This window comes from Brevibacillus sp. JNUCC-41, from assembly GCF_014844095.1.
GTDB classification, from domain to species: Bacteria; Bacillota; Bacilli; order Bacillales; family DSM-1321; genus Peribacillus; species Peribacillus aracenensis.
Genome location: NZ_CP062163.1, coordinates 664,417 through 681,185 on the forward strand (window position 1 = coordinate 664,417; position 16,769 = coordinate 681,185).

Below are 16,769 nucleotides of genomic sequence, written 5' to 3' on the forward strand. Positions count from 1 at the left end.
AAAAACTAACACGTATATATGAAAAATATCAAAGTTAAGAAAGATGTAAGCAATACTAAATAGGATAGGTAAAAGCAAACTTACAAGTATAGTAGATTTTTTAACCATTTTATATTGTAGAAAGCAAATTCCTATCATTATAATAATAAGTAAATAAAACATAATATCAATCCCTAATAAAATTTTTTACTCCATAACTTTTGCTTTATCGAGAGCTTTTTTAGCATCAATTATGTCATAGGCATCTGCGTTGGCATTCGTTAACGATTTTTTACTAATTTTAAGTATTTGGGCTAAGTCATTACTACTAATGTCCTCATACTCACTTATTACTAAAGCTGCTACTCCTGTTACATAAGCTGTAGCGAAAGATGCACCACTTGAATATAGGTAATCATTTTCTGGTAAGGAACCTAATATAGTTTCACCAGGAGCATAAATCAAATCTTCACTACCATAGCCTGAGTATTCATATATTTTACCAGTATTATTAACAGCCGCCACACAAACAACATTATCTAATTCAAAACTGCATGGATATACAGGTGTTTTCTTTAAGTTATTTTGATTATTACCAGATGAACTAATAAACAATATATCTTTATATTTTTTCATTGTATCGTACAAACCAGTATCAAAACTAGTATTATCCCAACTGCAATTAATGATTCTAACTCCCATTTTATATGCATATTCAATTGCCCTTATTGCATTATCAGTATTTCCAGTAGATCCATTAATAAATTTCAAAGGTAGAATGTTAACTTCAGGTGCCACTCCCCAAACATTATTATTAAGGTCATGTTTACCAACAATTAATGAAGCAATAAATGTACCATGATAATCGGACAAATATCTATCATAAACAGAGTTGTCATTTTTCAAGAAATTCCATCCATTGATATCATCAATAAATCCATTTTTTTCATCATCTAATCCATTTTTTTCAGTTTCTTTTTGATTTAAAAAAATATTATCAGAAATATTAGGATTTGAAATATCTATTCCTGTGTCAAGGATTCCTACAATTACTTTTCTATCGCCCTTAGTTACTTTCCAAGCTTCTTTAGCGCTTATATCATAGTTTTTTACCCCAAAAGAATTTTCCACCTTTTGGCCATTATTTATTAAAGCCCACTGATTTTCTGGGATTATCTTATCATAGTTTACTTCTTCTTTCTCAAAATCCATATAATTAAATACCAAAAATACAATGGCAATAAACGCTATAACTATTAGTATAATACATAATAAATTCTTTTTTATTATCATTTTTTTAATCATCTGCCTAAATAATCAATTATTAAAATATATATACTTATTTTTAATATTTTATTGTAGAAGCTTTTTGAGCACTCTTATCAAAACCAGTACCTATAGTAATGCTGGGAGTTCCTGATATTGTAATATTGCTTACTGTTACAATTTTATGTGCAAATTGTGAAATAACTTTTGTATCATAGCCTTTGAACTTTGTTTGATAAAGTGTAGCTTTTATAGTACCCGTTTTATTTTGTTGAGTAGCAACCGCTCTTGATTGAGCTGTGGAAAATACTATTCCCTTATTAGGAGTTTCACTTTTACTCCAACTTTTAGTGTATTTTAAACTATTAAATTTACCTGTATACCAGTTACCAGCATAATATTTAGCTGTAGAGGAAATATTTTTTGAATTTAAACCACCGCCCCATGCAATTCCAATATTATCACTAAAGGAATCAACAAAATAAGGCGATTTCCAGTTATATGTAACAGTAATGTTATATGAAGGAGCTTTAGATGTAGAGTTATTAACTTTCGTCATACCAAAAGACATTTTAGAAGTGGCAATACTCCCTGAAGTGGTTACAGTCTTTTCTCCAGAATCGGCATTAGCTTCATATTCAGGGTTAGTTTCTATAGCCTTTTTTATCATTTTATATTCTGATGAACTTACATTATATTTTTCTTTTACTTCATTTTTACTTAAGTTATCAATATAATCTATTTTATCCCTAATATTATTTATTTCTTCTTGCTCATATCCTTCTTGAATAAGTTCACTATCTTCAGTATTTGTAAAATACTCTAACGTCGAAATATTATCAATTGTTAACAAGGTATTACTAGACTCAACTAAACTAGGATCTTCAAGTATTGCTGTAGCTATTTCCTCTTTATCAGTAAATTCCATTTCTTCTAATGTTTCAATATCATATCCTGATTCTTCGAGTATTTGATTAACCTTTCCTTCTAGTATGTCAGTATTTTCATTAGCAAAAGTTGGACTTACTAAAAAACTACTTATCAGACCAATGGTTGATATCGCACAAAATAATTTTTTCATTTTTACTCTCCTTATCCATAATAGGTAAATTTTATATAACAAGGATAATTATATCATATTACCTATTTACCACCTAACAAAATCATGACAAAATACCCATTTAGGATAAACTGGCAGAAATCACACTCGATAACTACTCCCAGAAATTAATGAGAAGCAATGTGAATCTGCAATTAGGCAAAACGGCCACCGTCCAAGAAATATCCGAATGGAAACCAGGCGCCATTATCTGTGCAACCGGCTCACGGCCCTATACTCAAGGCAATCGAAGGAGTCGTGACCCACGGATCATCATGAGTGATGACCTCTTCAGCTCAACCAAAAAAGTGGGGGACAACGTACTCGTATTCGACTTTGTGGGCGACTGGCCAGGAATGGAAGCGGCCATCTATCTAGCCGAAAAAGGCCATGGAGTCACACTCATATCATCACGACTGCACATCGGCGAAACCGTCCACCAATATCTCAGAAATGAATACTTAAAAAAACTATACAACCTAAACGTCACACTCCTTCCCCATTACGACATCGGGACAATCAAAGAAGATCACGTCACCATCCGGAACCTATTCAACCAACAAAAAGAAGAACTAACCAACTGGGACTCCATCGTCCTCTCCCTTGACCGCATTCCCAACACAGAACTATTCGAAGAAATGAAAGGCCATGCTCTCATTGTGAAACAGATTTGGGATTGTTTTGGTCCGCGGACGATAGAGGAAGCTACGCATGAGGGGATTATGAGTGCTATAAGTTTGTAAAAGAGAAGAGACATCCTTTGGGGGATGTCTCTTTTTTGAGGATATGGGTCTGGCACAACCAGCTCATGTTTTTAATTTTCTTGTCTACTTTATCTCCAATAAACTCCTTTCATTCTTTAAAATGTATTCTTTTTAATCCATTTTGTATATAATACTATACATAAGAGGTGGGAAATTTGAAAAGAGGAAAAGTAAAAAACAACGTACGGTATTTTCGAAGATTACATGATTTTACCCAAGAAGAACTTTCGGATCGAATAGGTGTACATAGACAAACCATTGTTGCTTTGGAAAAACAAAAATACGAACCCTCAATAGGAATTGTTTTAATGCTCTCTGCTGTATTAAATGAACCAATCGAAAAATTATTCTTTTTAGAAGAAAAAACAGATTAAAATCAGGAGGGATCTTTATGCGTTTGAAAAAGTGGATGATTTTAGTTGGTTATATGTACTTATTCTTTTCCTTTGGATATTCATGTTATTCAAATTTAACAAATGATGGTAACCTATGGTTTTTATGGGGGATAGCTTCTCTTGTTATTGGTTATCAAGTAATTAATTTCTTAGTCAAGAAGAAAAATGATAAGTGGAACAGTAGTTACGTTGTTGCAGATCAACGTATTTTTCGTAAAATTCTAATTTCTCTCTCTATATCATATGTTTTTATTCTGATTTTTTTAATGATTGGAACAATTGGATTCTATAATGATTTCATTTCAGGCTATAATATTTTGGTCGGAGCTATTATATCAAGTTTGTTAGTTTTTATGATTTCACAAATTGTGCAAAGTTTTGTACACTAATCCAAATAAAACTTCATATAGGTTGTAAAAAAGTTAGTAAATCCTCCCTTATAGAATTGTAAGGTAAAAAATTATAAGGAGGATTTTACATGACAATCATTAAATCATTATCTTTAAATGCTGTGGAAAAACAATCAATTTTTCATGAGTCTTAGTGCCTTTCAACCTTACTGTTCTATTCTGATTATTCCCCTTCAGTTTCTTTTAATTATACATACCGTAATGGTATGATTACATAGAGCAAACCTATAGGAGGATAACATGAAAAAGCAAGTTAAAGTAGTTGCAGCCATCATTGAAAATGAAAAAGATGAAATACTATGTGCGTTACGCTCTCCAGAAATGAGTATCCCGAACATGTGGGAATTCCCTGGTGGGAAAGTAGAAATGGGAGAAGATATTTTTACTGCTTTAAAAAGAGAGATTAATGAGGAATTACAATGTCAGGTTGAAACAGAGGCTTCAATCTTTAATGATAATACGCATGAATATGAAACCTTCATCATTAACCTACTGTCTATAAAATCTAGAATCATTGGAGGTACCCCAACTGCCAATGAACATTCAAAACTGATATGGTTAAAGCGAGAGAATTTAGGTTCCCTAAAATGGGCTCCTGCTGACATTCCAGCTGTGGAGCAATTAATCAATGAAAAAAATAGTCTTCTCAAATGAGAAGACTATACTCTTTTAGTGAACTCCGTATATAAACTAGCTGGTACCTCATTCTCTAATTCCATTGTAACGGTAATTGGCTTTTCCCCTTCATATTCCACCGTGTTTCCCTTCCCGATATAAATATAAGGTTCTGTCTTTCCATCTATTTCTTTATACTTTCTAATAAATAAATGTAAATGTATCCCTCTATCCTGGTTGAATACAATATTCTTGCCTCTCTCAGAACTTGGGGCTGTACTATTTGGAGTCTGCCATTGAAAAATGCGCTCGTTTATAAATTCATCGTGGTAATTAATGCTTTCTTTAATATCTTCTTCCTTGTGTAAATCAATAAATAAGAAATAGTCATTTCCATTCGAAAGTAATCCAGAACCCCTAAAGGCACTGTGACTTTTGCGATAATTTGATAGTAATGCAGCATCACCCATTTGATATTGTTCATACAGCTTCAAATGTGGCACCCCATAGTAGTCTTCTTTAAATTCCTTTTCATATCTAAAGATTCCATAAATAATAAGATCTTCTATATACGTTCTATATTCATCATTCTGTAGAACCTTTTGATAAGTAGAGGTCTTAGATAAATGACCATCTTCAAGTGTAAATAACTTCAAGTTCCTCTTTTTCTGACCAGGATCATAAAAATCCTGATTTAGACACTGCAAGGCATGCAATACGCTATCTTCATCTACCTCTTTAACTAACTTCAATATCTCACGTTTTGCTGTCTCTAAAGAAATCTCATTATGGTCCAATAGATATTTAGCAATCGCAAACTCATACACTCTCTTTAAAGGTAGCTTACTTGATAATTCTTTTAATACTCCTTCAAAATCTTCGTCTAGTAATAGCCTTTTCAAGGAATCTTCTTTTTCTACTTTTGCTACAAATTGCAAATATGTTTTTTCGCGATTAATAAACTTAATCGGATCTGGAGCTCCATCAAATTTCATATAATCCATTAATAATAAAGGAATTTTACCTTGATTCATTTTCTTAAATTCAAAGTACTCTTCCTTCAAATACTTCAAAGAATTAAAGTTTTCCTTATCAATCTGCGCCAATATCCGTTCTTCCGAGATTTTATCCATTTGAATATGCGTACAACCTGGAATATTTGCAAAGCCAGTCGCTATGGCAACTTTCAAGCTTTCTTTATCATAATAACGGCTTCCATTTAATGCGATGGCAATTAAGAACGTTTTACTATGATTCCCGATAAAATCAAGGACGGTTAGGAAACTCTTGTCTTTATGCTTACGAAGTCCTCGTCCTAGCTGTTGAATAAAAACGATCGGAGAATTAGTAGGTCTTAACATTAATACGGTATTTACAGAAGGAATATCAACACCCTCATTAAAGATATCAACCGTGAAAATAAATTCTAAATCATCATGGTCATCTTCTAATTTTTTTATATAATACGATCTTAGCTCGACTGAGTCATTTCCAGATAAACAGATACTTTGAATACCCCTACTATTAAATTCTTGTGCCATATATTGTGCATGTTCAACGGTTACGCAAAAACCTAGACCTTTTCTTTTGTCACCGTCATGGCCATAGAAATTCATATTCTTAATAATAAAGTCGACTCTCTCGTTAACCTTTAATCGCTTCGTTATCTCCGCTACATCGTCAATATCTACATCACTTAAATCAATTCCCTCAATGTCGGTAATACCAAAATAATGAAAAGGAATAACCAGTTCATCCTCTAAAGCCTCATGTAAACGAACCTCCAAGGCAACATTATTATCAAATAGGTCAAAGACGTTTTGTTGATCGCTTCTCTCTGGAGTAGCTGTCATCCCTAATGTGAATTGTGGGTCGAAATATTCTAGCACTGCTTGATAACTAGGGCTTGTTGCATGGTGAGCCTCATCAAAGATAATATAATCAAACTCGTCTCGTTTAAATTCCTCGTAGCATTTAGACAAAGTTTGTATGGTAGAAAAAATATAATCAGCATTTTTTTGCTTTTGATTCCCAGTTAGTAATCCAAATGTCAGTTTTTCATTAGGAAGGAGCTTTTCAAAGGTCTCTTTTGCTTTTTTTAATATTTCTTCTCGATGTACAATGAACAACAATCTTTTAGGCTTGAATCCCTTTACGTCAAAAGCAGACATATACGTTTTACCCGTACCTGTTGCTGCTATAACTAATGCCTTCTTTTCCCCAAACGATCTAATTCTTTCAAGGTTTTCAACCGCACGTTTTTGCATGTTATTAGGAATGATATATTCAGAGCTTTCATAAATAAATTGCTGTGTATTCGTATAGCCCTTTAATTTACTCAAAAACTCTTCATACTTACTAATGAAATTGTCATCCGCTACGACACTACTATTCCATAAGCCATCATATTCTTTTAAGACATCTTTAAGAAATTGAGCATCCTCTTTAGCAATAATCTCAACATTCCACTCAATATTACTCTTAAGGGCGCTTTGAGTAATATTAGAAGAGCCAATAATCACCTTATAGCTATCCTTAAATTCAAAAATATACGCTTTCGTATGAAAACCAATCGCCTTATCTGTTTCAAAAATCTTCAAATGGATATTACTAAACTCATTTATTTTCTTTAAAGCCTTCGCTTCAGTAAAATTCAGATAAGTAGAAGTAATAATTTTCCCCTTTACTCCCCTTTTTTCCGTATTCTTGAAAGTATCCAACAACAGCTGAAGACCACTATAATTAATAAAGGCCACGCTGAAATAAAACTTTTCACACTCATTTATAGAAGAAATTAATTCATTTAATAAATTACCCTTGTCTGAATTGACAATTAGCTTTTTCTCGATGTTCATGATTTGCTCCTGACTGTGGTTATATAAGAAAATGTTTCAGATAGCTAAAGATACATTGAATAATTTGTCGAACAGTTATGTTTAGATAATGGTAGCATAGAATTCCCCATATAAAAATAGCTAACCAGGAGGGTCAGCTGCATAATCTTCATTTACTTCAAATAATGTCTTATGTTACTAGTAATAAAATTAATGTCATTTACGATACGGTTCACCGTAACTAATCTAAATGAGGTTTACAAGGTCAAAAATCCCCCGAACCATAGTCCGAGGGAACATTTAAACACACTTCATATTTAAACCTATTGCCACAAAGCTATTTCAACTCTATCAACGCCACACACTCCACATGTGTTGTTATTAGGTCTCGGAAACTTTAGCTTAAATTGATGTAGCAGTGTTTACTGACAAGGAATGCAATGTTAGTTAACAGTACTCATTAACAAATTGCATTGCATTTCAACACTTTTTTATTTACTTCACATTTACTTATTATGTAAAAGCAAAATACCCAACTTGCGCTGAATGCATATAATATACATATCCTCTTATAGAATTATTTGAAGAATTGAATAGCGTATGCAAACAAATCTGCTTTAATACCATTAAAGTCTTGATTCAAATCGAGAGATAATACGAAAATTTTATTTCCCTTAATGTTGTACGTATGGTTCGGTTGGTTTAATGCTATTGTTCTACCATAAAGTAACATGCCACCTACTATTTCAGTAGATTTCTTTTTCCAATTATTTACGTAAGTAAAAATTTGATAGAGATTACCTGATTTTTGTTTTGACGCCCCTCCCTCAAATCTTGCGACCATATTCTCTGAATAGAACTTCGTATCCACAATCAGTGTTTTATTACCTTTTTGAAGCACAATATCAGTTTGCATGATTGGCAATGCTTCGATAAACCCATCATCAACGTTCCACTGAATTTGAGGACGTGATACAAGATAATCCGTTTCACGTTTGAAAAATGAATAGATGAATTTTTCGTATAAAGCCGAAAGCCTTTGTTCATCCTGTACTTGCTTCATAAATTGATATGTCGAATTTTCATCAAGTAATAGCTCTTCAAAAAGATATCTGCATACATCAATGATAAATTGATAGCGAATATTTTGCCGATTATACTGGACATTTTTCCAAAGCTGCAGGTTCATCTCTATGTCTGATACCTCAGCAAAATAAGGGAGAAAACCATAAAATAATCTACGAGTTTTTTGTTTTATTTTTGCTGAATGAGATAAGAAAACAAGAGTAGCTTTTATAATTTGATTCAACAATATATCTTCAGAAAACTCATCGTATATCACCACGAGCTTCTTATCTACCAACGCATTTTTCTTTATTGAAGAATTTATATCAATTTTCCCCTTGATAACAGTGGAACTCTCCTCAACACATATGTAATCCTTAATTAATCCCCCACGAATTAATACAGGTATTCCAATAGATAAAATTTCTGCATAAAGGTCTTTGACGTTTTCAAACTTTTCTGTTCCAATATGTTTATATTCTGAAAGATTCAAAGTTTGATATGCATATGAAAGCATATAATAGATATTACGAATTGGAATATTGCTATTTCTCTCCATCGCAACAACCCCTTAGTCGTTCTGCCCAATCCTTAGCCTTCTGTTCATCGTCAAACCAATACTCGAATAGTTGAGGAATAATTTCATATTCAACAACTTCTTCTACCCGATTTACAGAATCAACTTTATAAGCACTCCCTACAAAATAACTATGACCAATTTGAAAGCCCGTACCAAGCTCTTCAACAATTTGATTATTTAAACTCTTGATTTCATCTATTACACGAACCAAAACTTCTGGATTATTTAATTTTTCAACATACGACTTAAAGGTATCATTTTCAAATGCCGGTTTAATTTCGACGAATGAAAACCTTCTTCTAAGAGCATAGTCTAACAGCGCTAAACTTCTATCGGCTGTATTCATCATACCTATGATATATAAGTTGGATGGAACTGAAAATTTATCGTTAGAGTATAGGAGATTGATTTGTTCCCCTCGCTTATCTGTTTCAATAAGCATCATCAATTCTCCAAATATTTTACTCATATTTCCTCGATTAATTTCATCAATAATGAAGAAATAATCACGCTCAGGATCACGTGCTGCTTTTCTTGCAAACTTCACAAATGGACCTTGTTTAAGTTCAAAACCATCACCTTCAGCTTTCGGACGGTAACCTTCAATAAAATCTTCATAACTGTAACTTTGGTGGAACTGAACCATTTGGACACGAGTCTCATCCTTTTCTTCCATCATCACATAAGCCAGACGTTTTGCAATATACGTTTTTCCTACTCCGGGGGCACCCTTCATGATGAGATTCTTCTTATTTTCAAGTACAGAAATTAGTCGGTTCAGCTCCTTTTTTTCGATAAAAACATCGGAAAGAAAGTCATCAGTAGAAAAAGGTTCATTTTCTTGAACAGTAGGTTTAGATTCAATAAAACGAATGTAATAATCAATCGAACTCCCAGATACTCCTTTATATTTTCTGTAGGATTCATCTGATACAACTACATCTTTCAATTGCTTCAATTGCTCAGTATCTGTTTCTCCAAATATTGAAGTATCAAAGTAGCTCTCTATATCCTTTAATGCGTTCACCTTTTGAGTAACCGTTTTATCGTTCAAACTGGTTCCATTGTCTGTGACTTGGTTTGATAACCAAGTACGAAATTCGTTTACTTCCGCAATTGTTGGATCAATGATGTCGTCATTTATCACCTGCTCAATTTCTTGAATCAGATCTGGGTAAGGATTCAGATATGTCATAGTCTTTTGCGCAAAAGTCTGACGCAGTTCCCACTTACCAACTTGCAGCCACTCCACTTTTCTTCTATGTTTGTACTCAGTTTTTCCACTATCGAAGTAATAATCTCCAGTAACGACTCCACGAGCGATGATTTTCTTAATTCCTTCTTTAGCATAAACAACGTCGCCTATCTGAATTACACTATAAAAATCCCACACAGCTTTTGTATCGTTGATGGGACGCTTTCCATCAGCTCTCTGCTCTGATATTTCTCGTTCAATCGCTTCCTTAGAATCGTAGTTATTTAAATCACCTAGATAATCCCAACCAAGCCCAATCACACTTTCAGAATGAAAATTATCCCATAATCTTGAATGTTCCCCCGGCGAAACAACCCAATAGTTGATGCTATTATCAATTTCACCTTCTTGATTCGCAATTTTCTTTTCCTTTTTAGGATAAATTAAAGTAGGATTTTCATGGTAGTATAGAAATATTAGATAGGATCTAAGTAAAACACCCCAGTCGGGTATCCCCCCTAAATTGTCTGGCTTACTTCTTTTGCCACGATTAAATTCATCTTCGGCATATTTCTGTCTGAATTGTATTCTTCTAGTTCCAAACTCTTCTGGATATCGAGGTATTCCCTTACCAGTCACTAATTTTTCTATATCTTCATCACTTTGTTTTGTCATCTGTTGATAGACATTTTTAAATTCTGAATACAACTGGTAATCAAAGAAATTTTGCTTATATCCAGTACCAAGCTCAAACTTATCTAGTAGATAACCAAGTAGTTCAAGATAGGGTGAATACCAAATTCCAGTTTTTTCACCCAGATTTTCAGTGACCCAAACTTTATATTTTTCTTTTTGAGAATTAACAAAATCATTCATAGTTTACCTCCAAAAAGTAAATTCTTTACTTAAATTATATCATTCTACAATTCAAATAAACCCCTAGTTACTACTAGCGGTCCCATCTTATCAAAGCATATTATCTTTTACACGAAAAGTATCTTTCAATACTTCAGCTGCTTTGGTTCAATAAGTTTTATCTTATTTCAGTAGAAATTGGCTTAAGTATGAAAAGTCCAGAAGTTTCATTGTATTCTTCAACTACAGCAGTAATATGAAGATTTTGTCCCATACCAATATTTTCTGGTATTTCAGAACCAGTAAGCTTTAAATCAGATACATTGACATCTTCGAAGTTAAAACTAGGTCCAATAGCAGTTGTTTCACTATAATCACCAGCATAAATTAAAATGTCATATCTTGTTGTATAATTCTCATTTTGCATCATATTTGCAATATTTCCATCAAATTCAATGGATTTTTTTTCATAATGTCCTCCTTAATAATGTATAAAATTAAATATATTTGCTTTCCATCATTATTCTGAATAATATAGACAAATTCTAAAATATTTTAACACATTGATTTTTAATTAATAGCAAATCCAAACACTTCCATTATCTCTTCTTTTATTTCGTTACCCATGAAGTTTAGTGCAGACTTCGTAGCATAACTCCCATGGCTTTTTCCATTAGAGTCAACTTTGCTTCCTCCCAAACCAATGAATTGCTCTGATGGTTTAAAATGTAGACCAACTACAGGAACTCCTAATTGATGATAAAAGCCAATTTGATACTGAGCATCAGGAAAACCCTTTATTGACTTGGCATTGTTAAAACTAAATTCATTTCCTAAAGCAAGTCTGGAGCAGTGCTCTTTTCCTAACACAATAATCAAAGAGGAACTTAGAAAATCTAACGTATCCCTAATAAAATCTTTTGCAAATTGTGTTTCAAATAAATTTCCTTTTGATCTTATTCTGCTCATCTGACTCTTAGTTGGAATAGGGAAAAAATCTGTATGTACTACTCTTTTCTTGTTATGAGGTGAATATAAAGAACCACCCATACCGTTTAGAAAGCCTTCCAATTCCAACTACGATATGTGGTATCCCTTTCGAAATAAGAACTGTACATCTCTATTGTTGATTCTAATTGTGAATCGTTCTTTTCATAATCCTCTAGAGAAGCCCTAATTCACTTACATAAAAGCGTGATTTTTTTCCTAATAACAAGGTGCCATCTGTATCAAGAAATTCCTTTGATGAAGGATTTGTTGCAATAGTTACCCAATTATTAGACGAAATATTACCAAACCAAACAACAGGTGTGGCTCTATCTATTACCTCATGTGCAAGTGGTGATTTGGATAATTCTGCTTGATAACGTATTACCCTCTTTAAAAGAGACTTTGCTTGCTCTGCTTTTGAAGGGGATAGCGGCTTTATCATTTCATTCAAGGTAATTCCTCCTCCATCATGTTACATTCAAAAACGGTGTAATGCAGTTGAATATCATTTAAATTTCTTACACCAATTCAAAAAATAAATTTTCTCTTTAAGTTAACTTCCTCCATAAATTCTAATTCCAATTTATTTTGAATAACTTTTACTAATTCTTCCTCATCATCCAATATTATTATATACTGATAGGGCATAAGTAGAAAGTCCTCTATTTTTTCGCCGTTGCTTAGATATTCATAAAGCCCGTAAAAAAAGACAAGACGTTCGACGTAAAAACAGTTAAATAATTTTGGAATAACAAGAATTCTTACATTTAGTAATTAGAAAGCTTCTATTAAATAAACAGTCTAAGCCGGTCGAAACCATATTAGTTTCGACCGGCTTTATTTTCTTCAATTCACTCTCTATCAAACTTCCAAGCTCTTATACATTAGCTATCTCAGTTATTGTTCGAAATGCATTGAAGCTGACCTAACTTCTGGAAGCTTGTGGGTTTGGATAAAACTTCTCCATTCCTCAAAAGACCCTCCTATTTCCTCTGGTTTATATTTCACCAATACGGCTACCAATTTTGCATAACTACCTAATAACTTAAAATCTTGCTGAGTGACAATAAGTGACTCATCATTTTTCAAGGTATATAAATATCTATTTAAATTGCTTATTAACACCGGTACTAGTTCGTCGTCAATTAGTTTTGAATCAATTACCACTATTTCTATTAAAACTTGAATTGCCTCATTTAAATTTTCACCATATCCATACTTCAAAATATGAAGAAGTTCCTCTTTTATTAGATTGAAATCTTCATCTATTTCTTTTTTATTAATAAAGATTGAATAGTCATATAGAGACATTACTGAATATTTACTTTTCTCTATATTTCTATCAGACAAACTCTCAATAGTGTAATTAAGATTGTATTGATGCTCGATACCCATTCTCTCTAATACAGGAATTAAAAGCATTGCTTTCTCAGGCTCTTTCGCAAAGATTTCAGTTAAGATAGTAAGCGCTCTACTCTTATCTTCTTCTCTTAAATAATCCAAAGGTATTGATCCCCATATATTGTTCTTCATAGCGATTATGAGATTTAGTAAAATTTCGTCAATTGGTATCATAGGATGAACATATTCTACATCTCTTAATAAGGCCACTTTTTGGCTGTCCCACCATAGGTAAAATTTTTCAAGCCACTGAATATAATATGACTTATCCGGTTTCTTTGTATCATCTAATTCCGTAAGACCTTTGAAAAGATATTGAATCGATCTAAAATACTGAGTTACCCCATGACCATCGGACATAGACTTATCTCTATAAAATATCGGAATCTCGTCTTTTATAAACACATCCAATTCAGTATTAGGCATTACATCTGTTCCATCTATAAAGTTATCGATATCTTTCACTATAATAAAATCACTAATTCCCACCCGTTTATCTTTGTCCATTTTTTTTAGTATTTCTCTAAATCTTTCGCGATAAGAATCGTCTAAACTCTCGGCTAAAGATAAAAAAGACAGTCTTATAAATGCAGCTTCTACAATTGAATAGTCATTATCATTTTCAAGAACATCTAATAACCTTTCTAACTGGGATACAGAGACTTTCATTCCTTTAACTTTATCGGTGTAATTGTAAATCACCAAAATTGGTTCAAAAAAAGAATGCTCGTATAAATCATTACTTCTATAATTTTGACTTCTTAAATTTAATGCGATAACTTTTTCTACAAATTCTTTCGCTTCATCTGAATTTTTCGCATAGAATATCCGATAAATAGTATCTTTTAAAGCCTTTAATGTTGGTATGTCCCAAAATTTAATGGCTTCTATATAATTTATAATTTTATCGTCAATTTCCAATTTGGTTTCGGCATCAAGAATCATGTATATTCTTGAATAAATCTCTAATGCTATTGAGTTTGGAATTGCAGAATTGGTTCCTTTTAATAAAGAATTCTTAAGAATTTTAATCAAAACGGCTTTTTCATTATTGCCCATACTGTATACATATTCTCGGGTAAAAAGATTTTTAATATCTTTTTGGTTTGCTTTTTGTATTCTCTTTATAAGTGAATATTCTGGGTAAAGTACTTGAATATTCTTCAAAGCCATTTCGTGCTGTTCTCCATCAATTACGTATAAATTAAATTCTTCTATGATTTGTATTAAAGCAAAAGATTCATTAAAAATCGGGTTGAATGAAGTGCCACCTATAAATTTGGTAGAGATCATTTCTTTACCCGGATCAAAAAGAAGTGATTTTTTTGTTCCATAACTATAATTAAATTCTTTAATTGACCTTAATAGACTTGTAAATTCTTTTCCTGAATCACAGTACTTCATACTAAGAACCCGTAATCGATCATCATAAGATTCGACTTTAATCTGACTTAATTTATGGAGTATAATGCTTTCCAAAGAAAGTAGACGATAATCATCCATTTTTATTGCCAATAGGCGTCTCACTGTCTGGAGGTATTCTTCAAATAAAACTTCTGCTTTATCTGATTGATTTATCCGTGTGTATATACAGGCTTTTCTTATTACCCAATCCAATTCTTGTATGCCAACGTCCCATAGTTCAAGTGTATCAATTACCTCTTTGATGCTATTTAAATCTAAGTAGAAGAGAATTTTTTCGTAAGTTAACTTATGAGAATCTTCGTCACTTAAGTTTAGTTTACTAAGAACTTTTTCATACTTCCGAAAAATTTCTAAATCATATTTTAATCTAGCCTCTTTTAGTAGTCTTAAAGCTATTGGAATTAAATCAGTTTTTTCATTTTTATAATTTTCTACTATAGCATTGAGTCTTTTATATAAAACTGCTTCTAGAGGAATAAGAAACTTATCGTAATACCAAATTAAGTCGTTAATTTTATTTATATCTACTTTTCCGACTTTATTTACATCAATTTTCATTAAATAATCCGATGAGCTTCTTACAAATCGTAAGGAGTTTTTCTTCCTAATTTCATCTGGCATAACAACCCATCCAGGATATGTCTCCCGATTATAACCGTACTCGTCACTAAGAATTCTTGCACCTGGTTTATGTGGCCATTTAATTTTTTCGATTCTTTTTTTGTACGATAAAAAATCAAATAAATCTTCGAACATCGATTTGTATGGATCGGAATCTTCTTTATATAACTCTTTAAAATCAATTAATGTAATTCCTTTTTCTTGTAGTTCATCTTTTTGTGATTCTTCATCATATCCTATCATGTATATTTTGGGCATCTGGTCTTTTAGATTACTTCTAACCCAAGAAGTCCACTTAGTAAAATTAGGGTCATCGCCAGAGAAACCTATTAAAACGAATGTTGTTTCCATTATTGATTGTTGAACCATATTTACGAAGGGACTAAACTGCGCTGGATAATTATCATAGTCATTTTTCGTGAAAATAAACGGTCTGTTTGCTGGAAAACTACCATGAAGTTTCACTATCCGTGGTTGAACAGAGCTTGGTATATCATTAATCTCGTATACTACTTGATAGCTGATTTCATAAACATTTCTTTTTGCTCTTTCAAGTAAACTATCATAATTAGTTGTAAAAACATCTGTCCAAGGCAACCTTAATAAATCAGTATGTAGTGAACCTGGTTCAAAATTGTCATCTGGAATTGCAGCTTTTAACAACTCATCTAGTGCAGATCTTCCGTATTCATCCGAATAAATTTGTGCTATATCTAGCACGTCCTTCTTTTCGATTTTATGATGATGTGACAAATCTTTAATCAGTTGAGCTTTTAAATCTCGCCACAAAGCCATACCCTCAAATGACGGTTCTATCTTTGATGCATTTCTGCTGAATCCTGCACCAACCATTACCGATACTCTACTTTTTGAATCGTTACTCCATAATTTATCTCTTATTTTCTTTAAATGTGTATACATTTTCAAATCACTTTTATAAAGATCTTCAGGTAATTTTCTCATATGTCCACCTTTCCAATCGTTCATTATAAATTATACATCTTTTAAAAAACATGGTAACTAAAAGTGTAAGTTATCTACTCATTAATTCAGCTATAGTTTCTTCTATAATCCGATCATCTATATTTTCGAACCTTGCAGAATGAGTTAAAGAAAGACCAAAATAGTCATCATAAAAGAAAACAAAAACACCTGTTGCCTAAAAGGCAATCAAGTGCTTTATGGTTAGCTATTTAAAGTAGTCTATTACTAATTACATCTTTAAACTAACGAACCTGTTAATTTCGTAATTTTCAGGCTTATTCCCTGTAACAC

General features: G+C 32.3%; 12 protein-coding genes and 1 pseudogene. 4 read left to right on the top strand and 9 right to left on the bottom strand.

All coding sequences use genetic code 11. The features are described 5' to 3' along the window. Nucleotides 1-186 precede the first annotated feature (186 nt). Both JNUCC41_RS03270 and JNUCC41_RS03275 read right to left on the bottom strand, forming a co-directional pair. Nucleotides 187-1,272 (bottom strand): S8 family serine peptidase, encoded by a 1,086-nt coding sequence (locus JNUCC41_RS03270; protein ID WP_192206356.1) that lies wholly within the window; start codon nt 1,270-1,272, stop codon nt 187-189. A 52-nt stretch (nt 1,273-1,324) separates the two neighbouring features. Next, on the bottom strand, nt 1,325-2,326 hold the full coding sequence (locus JNUCC41_RS03275) for a hypothetical protein (RefSeq protein ID WP_192206357.1): 1,002 nt from the start codon (nt 2,324-2,326) through the stop codon (nt 1,325-1,327). A gap of 161 nt (nt 2,327-2,487) precedes the next feature. Between JNUCC41_RS03275 and JNUCC41_RS03280 the strand changes: the two genes are divergently transcribed. From JNUCC41_RS03280 to JNUCC41_RS03295, 4 genes are all read left to right on the top strand, one after another. Next, nucleotides 2,488-3,087, top strand: a complete 600-nt coding sequence (locus JNUCC41_RS03280; protein WP_192206358.1) for an FAD-dependent oxidoreductase — start codon at nt 2,488-2,490, stop codon at nt 3,085-3,087. A gap of 167 nt (nt 3,088-3,254) precedes the next feature. Then, nucleotides 3,255-3,482 (top strand): helix-turn-helix transcriptional regulator, encoded by a 228-nt coding sequence (locus JNUCC41_RS03285; protein ID WP_228467515.1) that lies wholly within the window; start codon nt 3,255-3,257, stop codon nt 3,480-3,482. Between the two features lie 17 nt (nt 3,483-3,499). After that, nucleotides 3,500-3,892 carry a hypothetical protein gene (locus JNUCC41_RS03290; protein WP_192206360.1) on the top strand — a complete coding sequence of 131 codons (393 nt, stop codon included), beginning with the start codon at nt 3,500-3,502 and terminating at the stop codon, nt 3,890-3,892. Between the two features lie 261 nt (nt 3,893-4,153). Further along, nucleotides 4,154-4,567 (top strand): (deoxy)nucleoside triphosphate pyrophosphohydrolase, encoded by a 414-nt coding sequence (locus JNUCC41_RS03295; RefSeq protein ID WP_192206361.1) that lies wholly within the window; start codon nt 4,154-4,156, stop codon nt 4,565-4,567. Nucleotides 4,568-4,572: 5 nt separating this feature from the next. On the opposite strand, the gene JNUCC41_RS03300 is transcribed toward JNUCC41_RS03295, so the two are convergent. The 7 genes and pseudogenes from JNUCC41_RS03300 to JNUCC41_RS03330 all read right to left on the bottom strand — a co-directional run bounded on the left by JNUCC41_RS03300 (nt 4,573) and on the right by JNUCC41_RS03330 (nt 16,457). Beyond that, complete coding sequence (locus JNUCC41_RS03300; RefSeq protein WP_192206362.1) at nt 4,573-7,383, bottom strand: DEAD/DEAH box helicase; 2,811 nt, start codon at nt 7,381-7,383, stop codon at nt 4,573-4,575. A 556-nt stretch (nt 7,384-7,939) separates the two neighbouring features. Then, nucleotides 7,940-8,986: a 5-methylcytosine restriction system specificity protein McrC gene (locus JNUCC41_RS03305; RefSeq protein WP_192206363.1), complete on the bottom strand. Its 1,047-nt coding sequence runs from the start codon at nt 8,984-8,986 to the stop codon at nt 7,940-7,942. Then, the gene (locus JNUCC41_RS26605) at nt 8,973-11,078 is read right to left on the bottom strand and encodes an AAA family ATPase (protein ID WP_228467517.1); all 2,106 of its coding nucleotides are present in this window, start codon (nt 11,076-11,078) and stop codon (nt 8,973-8,975) included. The genes JNUCC41_RS03305 and JNUCC41_RS26605 overlap by 14 nt, the downstream gene beginning before the upstream one ends. A 157-nt stretch (nt 11,079-11,235) precedes the next feature. After that, nucleotides 11,236-11,517 (bottom strand): annotated as a pseudogene (locus tag JNUCC41_RS03315) (DUF4839 domain-containing protein); the annotation flags it as partial. A 110-nt stretch (nt 11,518-11,627) separates the two neighbouring features. Beyond that, nucleotides 11,628-12,134, bottom strand: coding sequence for a hypothetical protein (locus tag JNUCC41_RS03320; RefSeq protein WP_192206364.1), 507 nt, complete (start codon nt 12,132-12,134; stop codon nt 11,628-11,630). An 85-nt stretch (nt 12,135-12,219) separates the two neighbouring features. Further along, nucleotides 12,220-12,498, bottom strand: a complete 279-nt coding sequence (locus tag JNUCC41_RS03325) for a hypothetical protein (protein ID WP_192206365.1) — start codon at nt 12,496-12,498, stop codon at nt 12,220-12,222. A 446-nt stretch (nt 12,499-12,944) separates the two neighbouring features. Next, nucleotides 12,945-16,457 (bottom strand): SIR2 family NAD-dependent protein deacylase, encoded by a 3,513-nt coding sequence (locus JNUCC41_RS03330; RefSeq protein ID WP_192206366.1) that lies wholly within the window; start codon nt 16,455-16,457, stop codon nt 12,945-12,947. Nucleotides 16,458-16,769: the final 312 nt, after the last annotated feature.

Coding starts and splice junctions, on each gene's coding strand:
- JNUCC41_RS03270 (WP_192206356.1), bottom strand. CDS start 1,272: ATGATAATAAAAAAGAATTTATTATGTATTATACTAATAGTTATAGCG.
- JNUCC41_RS03275 (WP_192206357.1), bottom strand. CDS start 2,326: ATGAAAAAATTATTTTGTGCGATATCAACCATTGGTCTGATAAGTAGT.
- JNUCC41_RS03290 (WP_192206360.1), top strand. CDS start 3,500: ATGCGTTTGAAAAAGTGGATGATTTTAGTTGGTTATATGTACTTATTC.
- JNUCC41_RS03295 (WP_192206361.1), top strand. CDS start 4,154: ATGAAAAAGCAAGTTAAAGTAGTTGCAGCCATCATTGAAAATGAAAAA.
- JNUCC41_RS03300 (WP_192206362.1), bottom strand. CDS start 7,383: ATGAACATCGAGAAAAAGCTAATTGTCAATTCAGACAAGGGTAATTTA.
- JNUCC41_RS03305 (WP_192206363.1), bottom strand. CDS start 8,986: ATGGAGAGAAATAGCAATATTCCAATTCGTAATATCTATTATATGCTT.
- JNUCC41_RS26605 (WP_228467517.1), bottom strand. CDS start 11,078: ATGAATGATTTTGTTAATTCTCAAAAAGAAAAATATAAAGTTTGGGTC.
- JNUCC41_RS03330 (WP_192206366.1), bottom strand. CDS start 16,457: ATGAGAAAATTACCTGAAGATCTTTATAAAAGTGATTTGAAAATGTAT.